An 18,200-nucleotide genomic window follows, 5' to 3' on the forward strand; every position below is an offset into this window, starting at 1 on the left:
CGTGCCCGCATGTGCTGTATTGCATCGACGGCGCCAATGCCAGCCCGCCGGAGGATGTCGGCGGTGCACCGGGTTACGCGGATTTTCTGGACGCGCTTGCCGACCCCGAACATCCCGAATACTTGGATATGCTCGACTGGTACGGCGATACCTTCGATCCCACGGCATTTGACCGCGACGACATCAATCAGCGTCTGAAGCGGATTAAAGTCTGAGGGTCAAGACGGTAGAGAGCGGACGCTTACCATCCATCTGTTTCCGTGCCCTCACGCACTGGCGCGATCCCTCGCCACGGAGACCCGATGAAATCCCTCCTCAAACTCCACACCCTCACCCTCCTCGGTCTCGCTCTGGCCGCCAACGTCGGCCTGCAGCTGCTCCTCGCCGTCGGCCAGCTCAAAAGCTGGGGCGAGATCGACTGGATGGACGTGGTCGGCGAAGGCGGTTGCGCCGCCCTCGCCCTCGCCTGGCTGATCATGCTGCTGCACAGCCGCCCGGCCGGCCGGGTGACGCGGTTGCTGGCGCTGGGTCTGGCCTGCATCTGCTTTTCCTGGTGGATGGACCTGCTCGACGAATTCATCCAGATCCCCGCCAACATCGCCTGGGACAACTGGCTGGAAACCGCGCCCATGCCGGCGGGCCTGTTGCTGCTGACCTTCGGCATCTACCACCTGAACCAGGAACAGCGCGCCATCAACGCCCAGATGCACAAACGCGAGCGGCTGTTTCGCGAGCATAGGCTGTTCGACAACCTGACCCCGCTCGGCACCGCCGAATACCTGCGGCGGCAGCTCGATCAGGCCCTGCGCCAGGCCGCCGACGAACAACGCCCGCTATCGCTGCTGGCGGTGGACCTCGACGAGTTCAGCCGGGTCAACCAGCGCTACGGCCAGGAAGAAGGCGACCTCGTGTTGCAGGCCGTGGCGCAGTTGCTGGTGCTCAACCTGCACCATCAGGACCTTCTCTGCCGCCTCGCCGGGGATCGCTTCGTCGTGCTGCTGCCCGATACCGCCGAGCAACAGGCGCGGCAGCTCGCCGAGGAGTTGCAGACCGCCGTCGCCAGCCTCGCGCACAAGACCCGCCAGCACGGCGAACGCCTGCATCTGCGCGCCAGTACCGCAGTGGTAATGGCCTTCGACGACGATGCCGAGCAGTTGCTCAAACGCCTCAACCTCGGTTTGGCCAAGGCCAAGCAGTCACTGCCACGCTGCGCCTGAGGCGACCATGGAAAGCCCGTTACGCTGGTACGAATGGGACACTCGCTTCATCGCCGCGCACCACCAGCCGGCGGTGTTGCTCGACCTGGCGCTCTCGCGCGGTATCGACAGCCATGCGCTGCTGCGCGGCAGCGGGCTGTTCTACGAGGACGTTGCCAGCGGCCGCGCCCGCGTCAGCCCGGAACAGCTGCTGACGCTCATCGGCAATACCGAGCGCTTGTTGGGTGCTGCGGACAGCAGCTTTCTGTTCGGCCAGCGCTTGCTGCCCGGCCACTACGGCGATGCCAGCCTTGCCTTGGCCAACGCCGGCAACCTCGAGCAGGCGCTGGAGCGGCTTAGCCAGTTCCGCGCCCTGCTCTGCCCGCTGCTGGCGCCAAGGCTGCTGCTGGACGAGCAGCAGCTGCACATCTATTGGCTGGACAACGGCAGCGCCGGCCGCCACCAACGGTTTCTCATCGAAGCGCACCTGACCGCCATCGTCGCGCTGTGCAAGCGCGGCAGCGGCCTGCGCCTGCCGTGGCGTTTCCAGTTCGCCTACCCGCAACCGCGCCATGTCGAACAGTACTGGGTGCACCTGGGTGACGCGCTGCAGTTCGACCGCCATCTGACCCTGCTCAGCCTGCCTCGCGAGTACCTGCATCAGCCCTGGCTGGATGCTTCGGCCACGGTAGGCCAGGTCGCGCAGCAGGCCAGCCAGCAGCAGATCGATGCGCTGGAAGGCCCCTGCGCCTTTCTCGATGCGTTCTACCAATACCTGCATGACAACATCCGCGAGCCGCTGAACCTGGAGCGCGTCGCGCTGGCGTTCGCCATGAGTCCGGCGACGCTCAAGCGCAAGCTGGCCAAGCACGGCACGCACTTCCAGGAACAGCTCGATCTGGTGCGCACGCACGTTGCGCTCTACCTCTATCAGGCCCGCGGCCTAGGCAACGAGGCCGTGGCGCGGCACCTCGGCTTCAACGACACCACCAACTTCCGCCGCGCCTTCAAGCGCTGGACCGGGGTGGTGCCCAGCGGGCTGCAGCCGCTGTTCGACGCCCCCTGACGGCATGCTAAGGTGCCACCCGCACTACCTTCGAGGCGAGCGGGCATGGATATCAAGCAGCTGAAGTTTCTCGTGGCGCTGGATGAAACGCGTCATTTCGGTCAGGCCGCGGCGCGCTGCCATGTCACCCAGCCGACGCTGTCGATGCGCCTGCGCGGCCTCGAAGACGAGCTCGGCCTGCAACTGGTGATCCGCAGCCAGCGCTTCGAAGGCTTCACTCCCGAAGGCGAACGCATCCTGGCCTGGGCGCGCAGCCTGCTCGCCGCACAGGACGGCCTGCTGGCCGAAGCCGCCTCCTGCCGTGGTCAGCTGGTCGGCACATTGCGCCTGGGCGTGGTGCCGCTGGCCGGTTTCGACCCGATGCAATTGGTGCAGGCCTTCGGCGAGCGCCACCCGAATCTGCGCTTCGAGCTGTTCGCGTTGAGCAGCGATCAGATTCTCGAACGGCTCAATCGCAATCTGCTGGACCTGGGCCTGTCCTATCTGGAGCGGCTGGATGACGCGCACTTCACCAGCCTGCCGCTCGGCGGAACCCGCATGGGGCTGTTGCATGACGAGCGCCATTTTCGCTTCGACGCGCCATCGCTGCGCTGGGAAGCGCTCGCCGATCTTCCGCTAGGTCTTTTGACCGGCGGCATGCACTTTCGCCAGTCCATCGACCACGCACTGCGTAGCCGTGGCCTGAGCCTGGCACCGCGGCTGCAGACGGATGCCGTGCACCATCTGCTGCAGGCCGTAGGGGCCGGACTGTGTTGCGCAATCATGCCGCTGGATAGCGGCCTCGAAGCACTGGATAGCCGGCTGACCCTGACGCCCATCGACAATGCCAATACCCTCGCACCGCTGGGGCTGATCCTGCGGCGCGGCTCGCCGCGCTCCGCGCTGGGCGAGGCCTGTTTCAACGAGGCACGCGAGCTGTTGCAGCGGCAAAGACCCGCCATCCCCTGAGGCGCGATCGATACACTCGATCACCCTATCGAACATAGCGATTGGACGATCCATCCCTGCGCTCCTAGGCTCCCTGCGTCGACCTGTCGCAGGCCATCGCCATGCAATACGCCACCCTCAATGCCCCAAGCGCCAACGCTCCGGATCTCGGCGCGGCGCCCTTGGCTGACGAATGCGCCCTGGCCATCAGCTACAACGGCCTCAATCAGGCCGTGATGATGGTGACGCCGCTGGATCTGGAAGACTTCGTTATCGGCTTCAGCCTGAGCGGCGGCTTGATCGAGCGCATCGATGATCTACGCGATCTGCGCTTGCGGGGCGATGGCAGCGCGCAGCATGCCGAAGTGCAGGTGAGCCCGCGGGCGTTCTGGCACATCAAGCAACAACGGCGGCAGTTGGCCGGCCACAGCGGTTGTGGCCTGTGCGGTGTGCAGGCGCTGGAGCAGGCATTGCCGCAGCTCGCACCCCTTTCGCCAATCGATCTGCCGCCCGAAGGACATTTCCACGATCTGCGCCAGCGCATCGCCAACGCCCAGCTGCTGGCCCGCGACAGCGGTGCACTGCACGCGGCGCTGTATGTCGACGGCAACGGAGAGATCGCCCTGTGCCGTGAGGACATCGGCCGGCACAACGCCCTGGACAAGCTGATCGGTGCGCTGACGCTGCAGCGCCGTACCCCGAGCGAAGGCTTCGTCGTGGTCACCAGCCGCTGCAGCCTGGAGCTGATCCACAAGGCCGTGCGCGCGGGTATCGGCACCCTGGTCAGTCTGTCCGCGCCGACCCACCTGACCGTCGAGTGGGCGCGTCGCCATCACCTCAACCTCATTCACCTGCTTCACCACAGCGCGCCACGGGTCTACAGCCCGGCACCTGCGCTGCCCGAACAGAACGGATGCCAACCATGAGCCGCACGTCCCGCTTCCATCCCGCCACCCGTTTCCAGCCCTACGCCGGCCCGGCAGGCGGCTGGGGCGCGCTGCGCAGCGTGGCCAGCGCCTGGCTCGGCAGTGGCAACGCGCTGAAGAACATCCGCGCCATGCTGCGCACCAACCAGAACGGCGGCTTCGACTGCCCCGGCTGCGCCTGGGGTGATTCGCCGGAGGCCGGTGCAGTGAAGTTCTGCGAGAACGGCGCCAAGGCAGTGAACTGGGAAGCGACGCGGCGTCTGGTGGATGCCGCCTTCTTCGCCCGCCACAGCGTCAGCCAGTTACGCGAGCAGAGTGATTACTGGCTCGAATACCAGGGCCGCCTGAGCGAACCGGTCCGTTACGACGCCGCCAGCGACCGCTACCTGCCGATCAGCTGGGACGATGCCTTTGCGCTGATCGCCCATCACCTGAACGGCCTGGACAGCCCGCACCAGGCAGCCTTCTACACTTCCGGTCGGGCCAGCAACGAAGCGGCCTATCTCTACCAGCTGTTCGGTCGCAGCTTCGGCACCAACAATTTTCCCGACTGCTCGAACATGTGCCACGAGGCCAGCGGCGTCGCCCTGACCGAATCCATCGGCGTCGGCAAGGGCACGGTGACGCTGGAGGATTTCGATCACGCCGATGCGATCTTCGTCCTCGGGCAGAACCCCGGCACCAACCATCCGCGCATGCTCGAACCATTGCGGCAGGCTGTGGAGCGCGGCGCTCAGGTGGTCTGCTTCAATCCATTGCGCGAGCGCGGGCTGGAACGCTTCCAGCACCCGCAGAAGCCCATCGAGATGCTCGCCAACCAGGACGCGCCGACTCACAGCGCCTACTTGCGGCCCAATCTCGGTGGCGATCTGGCGGTGCTGCGCGGCATCGCCAAGTACCTGCTGCAATGGGAGCAGGAAGCCCAGGCCAGCGGCGCGCCGGCGGTGTTCGATCACGCGTTTCTGGCTGAGCACAGCCACGGGCTGGACGCCTATCTGGCCGAGGTCGACGCCACGCCCTGGGCGCTGATCGAGCAGCAGTCGGGGCTCGATCGCGAAACCATTCGCCACGCCGCCACGATCTACCGCAACGCGGAAAGGGCCATCGTCTGCTGGGCGATGGGCATCACTCAGCACCGTCACTCGGTGGCGACCATCCAGGAAATCGCCAACCTACTGCTGTTGCGCGGCAACCTCGGCAAACCCGGCGCTGGCGCCTGCCCGGTGCGCGGCCACAGCAACGTGCAGGGCGACCGCACCATGGGCATCAATGAGCGGCCGCCGCTTGCGCTGCTCGATGCACTGCAGCGCCAGTTCGACCTGCCGATGCCGCGCCAGCCCGGATACAACACCGTGGAATGCATCCAGGCCATGCTCGCCGGGCAGGTCAAGGTGTTCATCGGTCTCGGCGGCAACTTCGCCCAGGCCACGCCGGACACCCCGCGCACCCAGCAGGCGCTGCGCAACTGCGAACTGACCGTACAGATCAGCACCAAGCTCAACCGCAGTCACCTGACCATGGGCCGCGACGCGCTGATCCTGCCGTGCCTCGGCCGCACCGACATCGACCGCCAGGCCTGCGGCCCGCAGGCGGTCACCGTAGAAGACTCGTTCAGCATGATCCACGCCTCCCGCGGCCAGCTCGAGCCCGCGTCCGCCGAGATGCGCTCGGAGCCGGCCATCGTCGCCGGCATCGCCGCCGCCACGCTGGGCAAGCGCCCGGTGGACTGGCTCTGGCTGGTGGAGGACTACGCCCGTATCCGCGAGCTGATTGCGGCGACCATTCCCGGTTTCACCGGCTTCGACCACCGCCTGCATCGCCCTGGCGGCTTCTACCTGGGCAATGCCGCTGCCCGGCGCGAATGGAGCACCGCCAGCGGTCGCGCCGAGCTCAAGGCGCACCCGTTGCCGGCCGATCTGCTACCCGAGCAGGCCCGCCACGGCGGCGTGGAGGCCGACCTGATCCTGCAGACGTTGCGCTCCCACGATCAGTACAACACCACGCTCTATGGTCTGGATGATCGCTATCGTGGGGTAAAAGGCATGCGCGATGTGGTGTTCGTCAATCCCGCCGACATCCAGCGACTGGGCCTGGAAGCCGGCCAGCAGGTCGATCTGCTCTCGCTGTGGGACGACGGCATCGAACGCCGCGTGCGCGGTTTCACCCTGCTCGCCTACGACACCCCGCCCGGCCAAGCCGCCGCCTACTACCCGGAAACCAACCCGCTGGTGCCGCTGGAGAGCTTTGGCGAGCGCAGCCACACGCCGACTTCGAAATTCATCGCGATTCGAGTGCTGCCGAACACGCAGAAGACCGAGCAGCCGCTGATCGCCAGCGGCCAATGACGCTCATTCGAAGCGGCTGGAGTCGTCGCGATCATGCTGGTAGCGCCGGATGAGCGGAAACGGCGGCAGCCAGCCTTCGCGACGCACGGTCCAGCATTCGTAGGTCGGCGTCAGTTGGTCGGGTGCATCCAGGGCGCCGAGATGCACCTCGAGTTCATCGGCGAGGCGGGAAAAAACCGACGAGCCACAGCTCGGGCAGAAATGCCGTCCGGCATATTCGGCCGTCTCGCCCTCGACGGTTACCGCATCCTGCGGGAACACCGCAGCTGCGTAGAACAAAGCACCATGATGCTTGCGGCAGTCCAGGCAGTGGCAGATCCCGACCCGATAGGGCTGCCCCGCCGTCACGATCCGCAGGTTGCCGCACAGGCAGCCCCCAGTTAATGAATTCACGTTCGGCGTCCTCTAATTCAACGAAGGAAGCAGCGAGCCCAGGCTATCGATCACTGAACCGCAGGCTCGACCGCCCGAAAAGCGTAGTCGCCTCTCGGCTGCCGCACTAACGGAGCATCGACCCAGGCCTCAGCCTCCCTTGCGCCCTTGGCCAGCGAAACGCTGGATGTCATGGGTCGGCCCCGAGACGATCAGCAGATCGCCCGGCAGCACCTGGGTGCTGGGCGTCGCATGCTGAAAATCCTCATTGGCGCGCTTGAGGCCCACGACGGTTACGCCGAACTTCTCGCGAACCCCGGCGGCGGCGAGCGTCGCGTTATGAACGCGTTCCGGGGCATGGATCTTGGCAATGGCGAAGCCGTCGTCGAACTCGATGAAATCCATCATCCGTCCGGAGATCAGATGGGCGACCCGCTCGCCCATGTCCGCCTCGGGGTAGACCACATGGTGCGCGCCGATCCGCGTCGCGATCTGTCCGTGCTCGGCGGTCAGCGCCTTGACCCAGATGTCTTTGATGCCCAGCTCGGTCAGCGCCATGATGGTCATCAGGCTTGCCGCCATGTCGGAGCCGATGCCGACGATCGCGTGGGGAAAGTCGGCGACGCCGAGCTGCCGCAGCGCCATGACATTGGTGGAATCGGCCTGCACCGCATGGGTCAGCAGGTCGGCCCAGGTTTGCACCGGCTCCGCCGCCTGATCGATGCCCATCACGTCATGGCCCAGACGCGTCAATGAGCGCGCCACCGAGCTGCCGAACCGCCCCAGCCCGATGACCACCACGCTGTCGCCTTTAGAGAAAGAAAACTGCTCTGAAAACAACAATTTAGCCAACAATTGGGTGTTCCTCCGGATAGCGGTATGGCATGCGGTGCTCGCCCAGTGCGAGTGACGCGGCCAGCGTGATGGTGCCGACCCGACCGACATACATCAGCAGCGTCAAGATCAGCTGACTGGTTTCCGGCAGGTCCGCGGTAATGCCGGTAGACAGGCCGACCGTGCCGAACGCTGAAATGACTTCGAAGATGACCTGATCGGTCGGGATATCGGTGTCGCGCAGGATGACCAGCGTACCCAGCACCACCAGGGCGCTGCCTAGCACCAGCACGGTGATGGCCTGGCGCTGCACGGAACTGCCGACCCGCCGACCGAAGGCCTCGACGTCGGGCCGGCCGCGAATCTCGGCGATCACCATCAGCGCCAGGATGGCCACGGTGCCGACCTTGACCCCGCCCGCGGTCCCCGCACTGCCGCCGCCGATGAACATCAGAAAATAGTGCAGCGCCCAGCTCTCGTGGGTCAGCGCGCCGATGTCGATGGCATTGAAGCCGGCTGTACGCGCCGAGACGGAAACGAAGGCCGCCGAGAGCATCTTGTCCACCCAGGCCATCGGGCCGAGCGTGCCCGGGTTGGACCACTCGAACAGCAGTACGGCCAGGAAGCCGCCCCCCAGCAGCACCGCGGTCCCGGACAGCGTCAGCTTGGTATGCAGCGACCAATGCCGGGGATCGGCCCACTTGCTGCGCAGATCGTAGAGCACCGGAAAGCCAATCCCGCCGATCACGATGGCGCTCATCACCGGGGTCAGGATCAGCGCATCGGTGGCATAGCGGACCAGGCCGTCGCCGTGAATCGAGAACCCGGCGTTGTTGAACGCCGACACCGCGTGGAACAGCCCGCTCCAGGCTGCATCGCCCCAGGCGAGGCCGTATGTCAGATGCAAGCGCAGGGTGAGCAGCAGCATCACCGCCAGCTCTATCACCAGCGTCACCACCAGAACGAGCTTCGCCACGCTGGTGATGTCACCCAGCCCCAGCACGTGGGATTCGGCCTGAGCGATCAGCTTGGTTCGCAAGTGAAACGAGCGGTTGACCAGCAACCCGAGCAGGGTTGCCAGGGTCATCATGCCGAAGCCACCGAGCTGGAACAGCAGCATGATCACCACCTGGCCGAAAGTGGACCAATAGGTGCCGGTGTCGACTACCACTAGCCCGGTGACGCTGACCGCTGACACGGCGGTAAAGAAGGCAGTGATCCACGGCGCCGACTCACCCTGGGCTTGGGCAGCGGGCAATGACAGCAACGCTGTACCGCAGAGAATGGCGAAGAGAAAAACGAGCGAGACAACCCTGCCTGGGTGCAGCAGTGATTTCATTCGACCCACACTGACGGATCCGAAGAGTGAGAACCGCCGGAATCGGCGGCCCTGAAAGCAGAGCGAGAGGCTAGGCGCATTGCTTCGATTCTTCAACTGGACGGCCGAAATAGAACGCTCGAAGCCTGACCTAGCCTTTCATCATCTCGAGCACCCGGGCAGCGAGGACATCTATCGCGAAAGGCTTGGTCAGCACCTGCATGCCAGCGCCGAGCGAGCTGTTGCCCAACGCGGCGCTCTCGGCATAACCAGTGATGAACAGCGTCTTCAGGCCGGGGCGCACCTGGCGACCGGCATCGGCCATCTGCCGGCCGTTCATCCCACCGGGCAAGCCGACATCGGTGATCAGCAGGTCGATGCTCACATCCGACTGCAGCAGCTTCAGCCCGGCCACGCTGTCCGACGCTTCGATCAGTGTGTAGCCGAGATCGCCCAGCACATCCATCAGCAGCAGGCGCACAGTCGGCTCGTCGTCGACGATCAGAATCGTGCCGCAGGCGCCCGCAAGCGCTGTCGCGGAGTTGCTTTGCGCCAAGGTGCCGGTCCCGGCATTGCCGTGGTAGCGCGGCAGGTAGATGCACATCGAGGTTCCGCGACCGACCGCGGAATCGATGCGCACCTGCCCGCCGGACTGTTTGGCGAATCCGTAGATCATCGAAAGCCCCAGCCCGGTGCCTTCGCCAATCGGTTTGGTGGTGAAGAACGGGTCGAACGCTTTTGCAATTACGCTGGGCGTCATGCCGGTCCCTGTGTCGGTGACGGACAGCGACAGATAGTCGCCGGCGGGCAGGTCATAGGCCTGCGCCATCTCCGGGTCGAGCACGCGGTTGGCGGTCTCGATGGTGATCCGACCGCCGTCGGGCATCGCGTCGCGCGAGTTGATGCAGAGATTGAGAATCGCGTTCTCCAGCTGACTGGCATCGACCGACGCCGCCCAGAGGTCGGGCGCGCTGATGGTTTCGAGGAGGATGCTCGGCCCCACCGTGCGCTGGATCAGCTCGGTCATGCCCTCCATCAGCATGTTGACGTCCACCGGCCGCGGGTCGAGAGTCTGCCGGCGGGAAAAGGCGAGCAGCCGATGAGTCAGCGCCGCGGCACGCCTGGCGGCGCCCTGTGCAGCCGACATGTACTTGTCGATATCGTCCAGTCGCCCCTGGGAAATCCGCAGATTCATCAATTCCAGCGCGCCGCTGATACCGGCCAGCAGGTTGTTGAAGTCATGGGCAAGACCGCCAGTCAGCTGGCCGACCGCTTCCATCTTCTGCGACTGACGCAGCTTCTCCTCGGCCTGGATCAGCTCTGCCGTCCGCTCGGCCACGCGCTGCTCCAGCGTGTCGTTGAGTGCGCGCAGCGCAGCGGTGGCGCGATCCCGCTCCGCCTCGATGGAGCGCCGGTCCTCGACGTCGATCAAGACGCCGGGAAAGCTCAACGGCGTTCCGTCCTCGGCATGATCGACGCGCCCGTTGGCCTCAAGCCAGTAGAACCTTCCATCAGCGCGGCGCACACGGTACTGGTGCGCATAGGCACCACCGCGGGCGATGATCTCTTCGATCGCTGCGATCAGTCCGTCCCGGTCCTCAGGGTGCACCGTTGCTATGATCTGCTCGAGGCTAAGCCCGTCACGAGCAAGGGTGGGATCGAGGCCGAAGGCGTTCGCAAACCCCTCATCCACGGTGAAGCGGTCGGTTGGCAGATGCCAGTTCCAGGTACCGATGATCGCGCCCGCCTCGAGCGCCAGCTGGACGCGCTGAACATTCTCCCGCGCAAGAGCTTCGCTGATGCGCAGGCGTTCTTCGGCGTTTCTGCGTTCGGTTACGTCGTTGAAGAGGATGGCGATTCGCCGCTCGGCGGGATCGCCGACGCGGACGGCGCGAACGTCGAACCAGCGTTCGAACGCCTCGGCATAATTCTCGAAGTTGGTAGGCTCACCGGTCTTGGCGACGTGGCCGTAAATTTCGAACCAGAATTGCTCGAGATCCGGCGCGAACTCGGTGACCCATTTACCGCGCAGGTCTACGCCGGCCTGGCGCTCGAACGCAGGATTGGCCTCGAGGAAGCAGTAATCCACGGGATTGTCGTCGGCGTCGAACTTGACCTGAACGATGGCGAATGCCGCCTCGATGGTCTCCAGAATGGTGCTGAAGCGTTCCTCACTCTGGCGCAAGGCCGCCTCGGCAGCGCGCATGCGCGTCAGGTCGAGCATCGCGCCAATCATCCGCACGGCCTGGCCGTGAACGTCACGAATCACATGACCGCGGTCGAGGATATCTGCATAGGAGCCATCCAGACGGCGAAAGCGATACTCGTCGGTCCAGGTCACCTCGCTGCCATCGATGACCGCGTGGATCGACCGGTGAATACGTGCACGGTCATCCGGATGGATATGCGCCAGCCACCAGTCACCGGAGCTGTCGACGTTTGCCAGCGGATGGCCGTACGCATGTTCCAGCGCATCGTTCCACAGCACGTGATTGCTGATCAGATCCCAGTCCCAGACCGCATCGTTGGTCGCCTTCGCGGCCAGCCGATAACGCACCTGGGTGTCTTCCATGGCGAGGCCCGCAAGGTGCTCGCTGGTGCGGTCACGCAGGATTTTCATGAAGCCGAGGTGTGCACCGTTTTCGTCATGGATCGGCGAGAGTTCGCCCGCAGCCCAGAACTGCTGACCGTCCTTGCGCAAGTGCCATCGCTCGTCCAGAGCGCGGCCCTCACGTAGCGCGCTCTGCATCTCTTCGCCGAGCCAGTCGCAGGCACGATCGGCCGGCGTGAAGAAGCGCTCCGCGCTCTGCCCACGCATCTCGTCTGCGGTCCAGCCCATCACCTGCTCGGCGCCGGCATTCCAGTCTGTGATGATGCCTGCGGTGTCGGTCAGGATGATGGCGAAGTCGATCGCGCTCTCGAATATCGCGCGCTGTCGTGCCTCGCTGCCAGCCAGTGCCAGAAGGCTGGCTTTCAGCGTTTCGGGGAGATGTTTGGAGGCACCCAACTGTGCGGGTGTCGGGCGCTGACGATGCTGCTCGCGGGCGGGCTGACTATCACGGTGAACTTGAGATAGGGCCGGATCCGGATCGATTCCAGCCCGGTCCAGAACCGTGCGCAGGCGCGCCACCTCAGCCTCCAGCTCCTCTCGGGTCAGATTTTCCAGAGCTATTTCCACTATGCATCGTGATGAATGGGCGGGCGGTAATCCCGCAGCGTGCTGCAGGTCATAAAAGCAGAAACCGCCGGGCTTTGCACTTGCAGCTGCCCAGGCGGTTGCACGAAATCAAGCGGCCTGGCTCGCCGAACTGTGGCGCCCCAGGTGCATCATTTCCGCCAGGACCCTGCTCTGCCCAGATGGGCACCGCACGCGCGGCGGTCGCCGTCGAGCACTGAATCGATTTGATACAAAGCGGTCCAAAATGCGGGCTCTGTTACGGATTGCCTTCCAGCTATGCTCGCGCACCCGCCAGACGCGGGATCGTCATCACTCACGCTAGAGATCCATATGGAATCGCTTATCCAGCTCTTCTCCGAACCCACCACCTGGGTTGCCCTGGCAACCTTGATCGCCATGGAGGTGGTGCTCGGCATCGACAACCTGATCTTCATTTCGATTCTGACGAACAAGCTTCCGGAGCATCAGCGTGAGCGCGCGAGGCGCATCGGCATCAGCCTGGCGCTGGTCCTGAGACTAGGCCTGCTCGGCACGGTGGCGTGGATCGTTCAGCTCACCGAGCCGGTCATCGAACTGTTCGGCAACGCGTTTTCCTGGAAGGACATGATTCTGATCGCCGGTGGCCTGTTCCTGCTCTGGAAGGCCACCAAGGAGATTCACCACAGTGTCGACCCGACACCCGGCGGCGACATGTTCGAAGGCAAGCAGCTCGACAATGCCGTCACGATGGGGTTCAGCGCCGCGATTGCGCAGATATTGCTGCTCGACCTGGTGTTCTCGGTGGACAGCATCATCACTGCGGTGGGTATGACCGATCATGTTGCGATCATGGTCATTGCCGTGGTCGTCGCGGTAACCGTGATGCTCCTGGCGGCGAACCCGTTGGCCAAATTCATCAACGAGAACCCGACCGTCGTGATGCTCGCGCTCGGCTTCCTGCTGATGATCGGCATGACCCTCATCGCGGAAGGCTTCGGCGCCCACGTACCAAAGGGCTACGTGTATGCCGCCATGGCGTTCTCCGCCGGGGTCGAGATGCTGAACATGATGGCCCGGCGCGCACGGCAGAAGCAGCTCGGTCTCGCTCAAGAGCAATCGAAATAAACTGACGGTGGGCCTGCATCAGCGAACAGGGGTCACGCTGGAGCAGGCCCGCCGCACCGAAGCTCTCATAGCCATGCCGGCATAGAGACCGGCTCGGTCTCGCACCGCCCCACCCCGCGGTTTTAGCCGCTTGCGGCTGGCATCGACTGCAGTTGCCGAGCTCGCCGCCCCTCATCGCCAGCATTGTCAGCCCGACAAAAACCGCCTGAACTTTCGCCAGGGAGGACGGTCAGTCAGCTGATGCACCCGCGGAGCATCTTCATTTTCTTGCCGTTTGCACGTCAGGCTCCGATCTGTGGCTGCCACCGCGTCCGGCCACTAAAAGCGGTGCTTTTCTCTGCGGCTGGCCCAGAGTCTCGCGTGCCAGATGCAGTCGACCTCACCACCCCACGCTTGGGTCCTATTCTTCCAATAACGCGAACTTTTCATGTCCATATCTCTTCATCTTTTTGCCTTGCTCTCCCGGTTCAGCTTTTCCCAGCCGCGCCAAGTCATCGGCGCCAGTCTGTTCGGTGCCCTGCTCATTGCAGGGCCTGTGGATGCCCAGGAATCGTCCGATAACGCGCGCTGGGTCAGCGACAGCCTGAACACTTACGTGCGCAGCGGCCCCACGGATGGCTATCGCATCGTCGGCACGCTGACCTCGGGGCAGAAGGTCGAGCTGATCAGCACCCAGGGCGATTACAGCCAGGTACGCTCGGAGTCCGGCAGCAACGTCTGGATTCCCAGCAAGGAACTGCAAGATGTCCCCGGCCAGGCCGAGCGTCTTCCGCAGCTCGAACAGCAAGTCGCTGAACTGAGCGAGGAACTCAAGACCATCGACGAAAGCTGGCAGGTCCGCGTGCAGGGCATGCAGGAAACCCTGGACTCGCGCAAAGCCCTGATCGACGAACTCGACGCCCGCCGCATCGCCCTCGAGGCGGAGCTGACCGAAGCACAGTCGGAACTGCGTACAACCCAGGCGCGACTGGGCGACGAGAACAAGCAAGTGCTCATGCAGTACATGGTCTATGGCGGCAGTATCGCCGGGGCCGGCCTGCTGGTGGGCCTGATCCTGCCAATGCTGACCCGCGGCCGTAAGCGTAACGATCGTTGGTTCTGACTCGATCAGCCGATGAGGGCTGCCGCTGTGTAGTAGAGCGCTGCACCGAACAGCATGCTGCCAACCAGACCGACTCGGCCGCTGGTGGCGAGCAGAGCGACACCCAATAGTGACGTCGCAGCAGCAGCCGGTGCAGCGCTGATTTCGCTGTATGCGACGTAGACTGCGAGATTGATGAACACCGCGGTCGGCAGGATCTGCCCGACGATGCGTAGACCGCCCGCGCCGAGCGGCATGCTGACGAATACTGGCACGACTCTGACCAACAAGCTGGTGATCAGCAGCGCGGCGGTGGCAATCAGGACCGCCTCGTTCATGTTCGGACTCCGTTCAATAGCAAGGCTACGAGCAATACGCCGGGAATCCAGAAGTACACAGGACCAAGCGTCAGGATCAGGCCGAGGGAAGCTGCGGCACAAAGACAGATCAGAACTGCCCCGGCGACCTGATGGCGCCGAATGTGCGCTCGCCGTGCCTTCAGCTGCGACAAGGCGAGGTAAAACAACACAGCGCTCGCCGGAAATCCGAGGTTGAAATCCTTGCTGAGCCAATCTTCAGGCAGGACCCCACCGATCACAGCGCCAAAGGCTCCTGCCAGTACCCAGGTTAGAAATATCGCGCTGCGTATCTGCAGCATCCGGTCGATCGGCTCGTCGTCCCGTTCACAGGCATAGGCTTCGTCGCCTAGCATGTGCGCACTGCAGGCGCGCGCGAATGCAGATCGAGGCATCCGTCGTATAGTCGAGATCGCCATCGGCAGGTAACGACAATTGATCGATGCAGCTACAAGCAGCAGCGTAAAGAACCCCGTGCCACTTTCGGACAGCGGCAATGCTGCAAACTGCCCGCTGCCAGTGAAACCTAGCAAGCCGAGCAGCAAAACATCCAGTACCGACCAGCCGGACCGTGCGGCAAGCACGCCGAACAGCATGGCAACCGGCATGACCGACAATGCCGCCGGAAGGGCCTGTTTCAAAGCGCTGCCGGTTACGAGCGGCGCCGCCGGGTCCGCGCTCTCTACTATTTCTGACAATTACTCCACTCCGAGCTGCGCGATGACATGCCCTGCGAAGTGTGAGTAGTGCCGCCGAAGGATTCTTGTACGATCGTGCAACCGCGCGCTGACTTCAGCTCAGCCGCATCAGCCGTGCCCAGTGTGCAGGGGTAAGTCCATAGGCTTGTTTGAAGTGGCGACTCATGTGGCTCTGGTCGTTAAACCCCGAAACGAGTGCGGCGTCGGCCACTGATATCCCGTTCGAAAGCAACCGCCGAACATGATCTAGGCGACGTAACGTCAGGTAACGGTATGGGCTGGTGCCATACAGGGCGCGAAAATCGCGCGACAGGTTCCAGCGATCCCGGCCGGAAACCCGCTCGAGTTCGTCAAGGCTGAGAGCTCCATCCAGATGATGGTGCATGTACTCCCGAGCCAGTTCGGCGGCGCGGAAGTCGGCTCGTCGTCGATTGACTCTTTTCCCGGCTACGACGGACATGACCTGGGCCAGGTCAAACAGCGCATCCTGCTGCTCCAACTCTTCTATCGGGTTGTCCAGGCAAGACAGCAGCGCCCAGACGACACGCCGCAAGCGTGGATCACGGGATATCCCGTCATTGATGAAAGGCAATGGCTGCCCACCGAGCGGCCCCTGCAGCATCGCAGGCTGGATATAGATTATCCGGTACCGAAAACCCGCCTCGCTCCCCGCCTCGCCGTCGTGCAACTCGTCGGGATACACCACGAAGGTATTTCCAGGGAGACTGTAGCGGGCGCTCTTGCGGTAGTTGAAACGGTGCACGCCGGCGAGCGTACAGCCGATCGCATAAGTGTCATGCCTGTGGGGAGCGTAACCGTAGCCACTGAAGTAGGCCTCAAGCCGCTCAAGGGGGCCAGGCTCGTCAGGGCGCCGTATCCAATCGTTATTACCCTTCATTACTACTCCCAAGCCCCGAACGATGCACGTCTCACAGTAGCGGTCCACAGCTACGACGAGCAACTCACCAAGCGCCTCACCGCCTCCGCTTCAAGGCTCGTGCTTGAGCCGCTCCGTTCGTCAAACCGCCATCGCTTAAGCCGTGCGGGCGAACTATGCTTGCCGTAGAGCACTGCTAGGAAGCCAGGCACACATGGGCGCAGTATGGCGGTCCGACAATACATCCCAGGATGGGCGTAACAAGCGCGCCCCTTCCCCGAAATCATCCCGCACATCAGCTAAAGGCCGTCGCAAGACGGCACGCCGATTGACGCTGCTCGTCGGCATTTCGCTGCTGGCAGGCGGTGGCTATCTCGGTTGGCAGGAGCTGGACAGCGCCCGGTGGCAATCGCACTGGTTAAGCCGCTATGCGGCCGATCTGGATTACGTGGTCAAACCCGGGCCGAGCCCACGCATTCAGTTCCCAGAAGACGGCCCGTTCGACCGCCGCCTGGGCTACGTCGATCTGCCGCGCTTCATTCAACAGCTGTCACAGCGCAACTTCAGGATCGAGGAGCAGGCACGCTTCTCGCGGGCACTGCTGGATTACACCCACCGCGGATTCTTTCCGCCCTACCCCGAGGACTCCCAGGCCGGGTTGACCATCAACGACTGCCGCGGCGTGCCGATCTACACCAACAGCTATCCACGCCAGTATTACGAGCGCTTCGAGGACATCCCACCGCTGGTGGTGATGAGCCTGTTGTTCATCGAGGACCGTGGCCTGCTGGACGCCAGCCGCCCCCACGCCAACCCGGCGGTGGACTGGCCGCGCTTCACCAAGGCGGCGATCAGCCAGCTGGAGAAGCGCCTTGGCCTCAGCGGCCAGGCCGCCGGCGGCAGCACCCTGGCCACCCAGGTCGAGAAGTATCGGCATTCGCCCGAAGGCCGCACCGGCGATCCGCAGGAAAAGATCCGGCAGATGATCTCCGCCAGCGTGCGTACCTATCGCGAGGGTCCGCAAACCCTGGCCACCCGTCAGCGCATCGTGCGCGACTACCTCAACAGCGTGCCGCTCTCGGCGGCGCCCGGGCACGGTGAGGTGCATGGCATCGCCGATGGCTTGCGGCTGTGGTTCGGCGCCGACTTCCGTGAAGTCAATCGCCTGCTCGATCCACGTAGCGCCGACGAAGTCGATGCGCAGGCGCGCGGTCTGGCGCTGCGTCAGGTGCTGTCGCTGCTGATCGCACAGCGGCGTCCGTCGTACTACCTGGGTGCCGGCCGCGAGGAAATGGCAACGCTGACCGACAGTCACATCCGCCTGCTGGCCAACGGCGGCATCATCGATGCCGGCCTGCGCGACGCAGCGCTGGGCCAGCGCGTCCTTGGACAAAGCCCGAGTCGCGACTCGGCGATCCGGCAGGTGGACGCCACCAAGGGCATCACCGTCGCGCGCATGCGCCTGGCAGGACTGCTCGGCTTGCCCCTGTATGACCTGGATCGCCTGGACCTCACCGCAAGCACGCCGCTGCAGGGTGATCTGCAGGCACAGATCAGCGAGTACCTGGTGCGCCTGGCCGATCCCGCTTTCGCTGAATCGGTAGGGCTGTTCGGCGATCGCATGCTGTCCCCGGAGAAGACCGCCGCCGTGCGTTACAGCTTCACGCTGTTCGAGCGCGGCGAGGAAGGCTTCCAGGTGCGGGTGCAGACCGACAACACCAACCAGCCGTTCGACATCAACGAAGGCAGCAAGCTGGAGCTGGGCTCGACCGCCAAGCTGCGCGTGCTGACCACCTATTAACCCGGCAATCAAATACACCAAATCATGCTGCGTAGGCGATACGTGGATGCCGGAAATAAGAACGGATTCTTTGAGGGCGTAATTGCAATCGTCTCATGACCGAGCGAACACGCCTTTCCAG

15 protein-coding genes and 1 pseudogene are annotated in these 18,200 nt (G+C 64.0%); 9 read left to right on the forward strand and 7 right to left on the reverse strand.

Annotated features, from left to right (window positions below):
* From IEG05_RS21800 to IEG05_RS21825, 6 genes are all read left to right on the forward strand, one after another.
* Window positions 1-215: plasmid pRiA4b ORF-3 family protein (locus tag IEG05_RS21800; RefSeq protein WP_191122532.1), on the forward strand; the 215-nt coding region annotated here is incomplete at its 5' end.
* Between the two features lie 87 nt (window positions 216-302).
* Window positions 303-1,217 carry a GGDEF domain-containing protein gene (locus IEG05_RS21805; RefSeq protein ID WP_046619490.1) on the forward strand — a complete coding sequence of 305 codons (915 nt, stop codon included), beginning with the start codon at window positions 303-305 and terminating at the stop codon, window positions 1,215-1,217.
* A gap of 7 nt (window positions 1,218-1,224) precedes the next feature.
* Window positions 1,225-2,262 carry an AraC family transcriptional regulator gene (locus IEG05_RS21810; RefSeq protein WP_046619492.1) on the forward strand — a complete coding sequence of 346 codons (1,038 nt, stop codon included), beginning with the start codon at window positions 1,225-1,227 and terminating at the stop codon, window positions 2,260-2,262.
* Between the two features lie 45 nt (window positions 2,263-2,307).
* Window positions 2,308-3,210 carry a LysR family transcriptional regulator gene (locus tag IEG05_RS21815; protein ID WP_046619494.1) on the forward strand — a complete coding sequence of 301 codons (903 nt, stop codon included), beginning with the start codon at window positions 2,308-2,310 and terminating at the stop codon, window positions 3,208-3,210.
* A gap of 101 nt (window positions 3,211-3,311) precedes the next feature.
* Entirely contained in the window at window positions 3,312-4,115 is an 804-nt protein-coding gene (gene fdhD / locus IEG05_RS21820) for a formate dehydrogenase accessory sulfurtransferase FdhD (RefSeq protein WP_191122720.1), read from the forward strand.
* A complete protein-coding gene (locus tag IEG05_RS21825; RefSeq protein WP_046619499.1) occupies window positions 4,112-6,460 on the forward strand; it encodes an FdhF/YdeP family oxidoreductase in 2,349 nt (782 codons plus the stop codon). Before fdhD ends, IEG05_RS21825 begins: the two co-directional genes overlap by 4 nt.
* Window positions 6,461-6,463: 3 nt before the next feature.
* On the opposite strand, the gene IEG05_RS21830 is transcribed toward IEG05_RS21825, so the two are convergent.
* From IEG05_RS21830 to IEG05_RS21845, 4 genes are all read right to left on the reverse strand, one after another.
* On the reverse strand, window positions 6,464-6,853 hold the full coding sequence (locus IEG05_RS21830; protein WP_046619501.1) for a GFA family protein: 390 nt from the start codon (window positions 6,851-6,853) through the stop codon (window positions 6,464-6,466).
* Between the two features lie 129 nt (window positions 6,854-6,982).
* Entirely contained in the window at window positions 6,983-7,687 is a 705-nt protein-coding gene (locus IEG05_RS21835; RefSeq protein WP_191122721.1) for a potassium channel family protein, read from the reverse strand.
* Window positions 7,677-9,005, reverse strand: coding sequence for a TrkH family potassium uptake protein (locus IEG05_RS21840; protein ID WP_191122722.1), 1,329 nt, complete (start codon window positions 9,003-9,005; stop codon window positions 7,677-7,679). The genes IEG05_RS21835 and IEG05_RS21840 overlap by 11 nt, the downstream gene beginning before the upstream one ends.
* A 130-nt stretch (window positions 9,006-9,135) precedes the next feature.
* Complete coding sequence (locus IEG05_RS21845) at window positions 9,136-12,162, reverse strand: PAS domain-containing hybrid sensor histidine kinase/response regulator (RefSeq protein ID WP_191122723.1); 3,027 nt, start codon at window positions 12,160-12,162, stop codon at window positions 9,136-9,138.
* A gap of 330 nt (window positions 12,163-12,492) precedes the next feature.
* On the opposite strand from IEG05_RS21845, the gene IEG05_RS21850 reads away from it, so the two are divergent.
* The gene (locus IEG05_RS21850) at window positions 12,493-13,266 is read left to right on the forward strand and encodes a TerC family protein (RefSeq protein ID WP_101275637.1); all 774 of its coding nucleotides are present in this window, start codon (window positions 12,493-12,495) and stop codon (window positions 13,264-13,266) included.
* 427 nt (window positions 13,267-13,693) lie between these two features.
* Complete coding sequence (locus tag IEG05_RS21855) at window positions 13,694-14,368, forward strand: TIGR04211 family SH3 domain-containing protein (RefSeq protein WP_041014050.1); 675 nt, start codon at window positions 13,694-13,696, stop codon at window positions 14,366-14,368.
* 5 nt (window positions 14,369-14,373) lie between these two features.
* On the opposite strand, the gene IEG05_RS21860 is transcribed toward IEG05_RS21855, so the two are convergent.
* The 3 genes from IEG05_RS21860 to IEG05_RS21870 form a co-directional block, all read right to left on the reverse strand.
* Entirely contained in the window at window positions 14,374-14,685 is a 312-nt protein-coding gene (locus tag IEG05_RS21860) for a hypothetical protein (RefSeq protein ID WP_045666188.1), read from the reverse strand.
* Window positions 14,682-15,401, reverse strand: coding sequence for an AzlC family ABC transporter permease (locus tag IEG05_RS21865; protein ID WP_102831634.1), 720 nt, complete (start codon window positions 15,399-15,401; stop codon window positions 14,682-14,684). The genes IEG05_RS21860 and IEG05_RS21865 overlap by 4 nt, the downstream gene beginning before the upstream one ends.
* Window positions 15,402-15,495: 94 nt before the next feature.
* On the reverse strand, window positions 15,496-16,299 hold the full coding sequence (locus IEG05_RS21870; protein WP_102831633.1) for an AraC family transcriptional regulator: 804 nt from the start codon (window positions 16,297-16,299) through the stop codon (window positions 15,496-15,498).
* 193 nt (window positions 16,300-16,492) lie between these two features.
* Here IEG05_RS21870 and IEG05_RS21875 point away from each other — a divergent pair.
* Window positions 16,493-18,076 (forward strand): annotated as a pseudogene (locus IEG05_RS21875) (biosynthetic peptidoglycan transglycosylase); the annotation flags it as partial.
* Between the last annotated feature and the right edge of the window lie 124 nt (window positions 18,077-18,200).

It is taken from the genome of Stutzerimonas kunmingensis, assembly GCF_014764705.1.
Lineage (GTDB): Bacteria > Pseudomonadota > Gammaproteobacteria > Pseudomonadales > Pseudomonadaceae > Stutzerimonas.

What these genes read in the sequence shown, in the direction of transcription:
- IEG05_RS21805 (WP_046619490.1), top strand. Translation starts at nt 303, where the DNA reads ATGAAATCCCTCCTCAAACTCCACACCCTCACCCTCCTCGGTCTCGCT.
- IEG05_RS21810 (WP_046619492.1), top strand. Translation starts at nt 1,225, where the DNA reads ATGGAAAGCCCGTTACGCTGGTACGAATGGGACACTCGCTTCATCGCC.
- IEG05_RS21815 (WP_046619494.1), top strand. Translation starts at nt 2,308, where the DNA reads ATGGATATCAAGCAGCTGAAGTTTCTCGTGGCGCTGGATGAAACGCGT.
- fdhD (WP_191122720.1), top strand. Translation starts at nt 3,312, where the DNA reads ATGCAATACGCCACCCTCAATGCCCCAAGCGCCAACGCTCCGGATCTC.
- IEG05_RS21825 (WP_046619499.1), top strand. Translation starts at nt 4,112, where the DNA reads ATGAGCCGCACGTCCCGCTTCCATCCCGCCACCCGTTTCCAGCCCTAC.
- IEG05_RS21840 (WP_191122722.1), bottom strand. Translation starts at nt 9,005, where the DNA reads ATGAAATCACTGCTGCACCCAGGCAGGGTTGTCTCGCTCGTTTTTCTC.
- IEG05_RS21850 (WP_101275637.1), top strand. Translation starts at nt 12,493, where the DNA reads ATGGAATCGCTTATCCAGCTCTTCTCCGAACCCACCACCTGGGTTGCC.
- IEG05_RS21855 (WP_041014050.1), top strand. Translation starts at nt 13,694, where the DNA reads ATGTCCATATCTCTTCATCTTTTTGCCTTGCTCTCCCGGTTCAGCTTT.
- IEG05_RS21860 (WP_045666188.1), bottom strand. Translation starts at nt 14,685, where the DNA reads ATGAACGAGGCGGTCCTGATTGCCACCGCCGCGCTGCTGATCACCAGC.
- IEG05_RS21870 (WP_102831633.1), bottom strand. Translation starts at nt 16,299, where the DNA reads ATGAAGGGTAATAACGATTGGATACGGCGCCCTGACGAGCCTGGCCCC.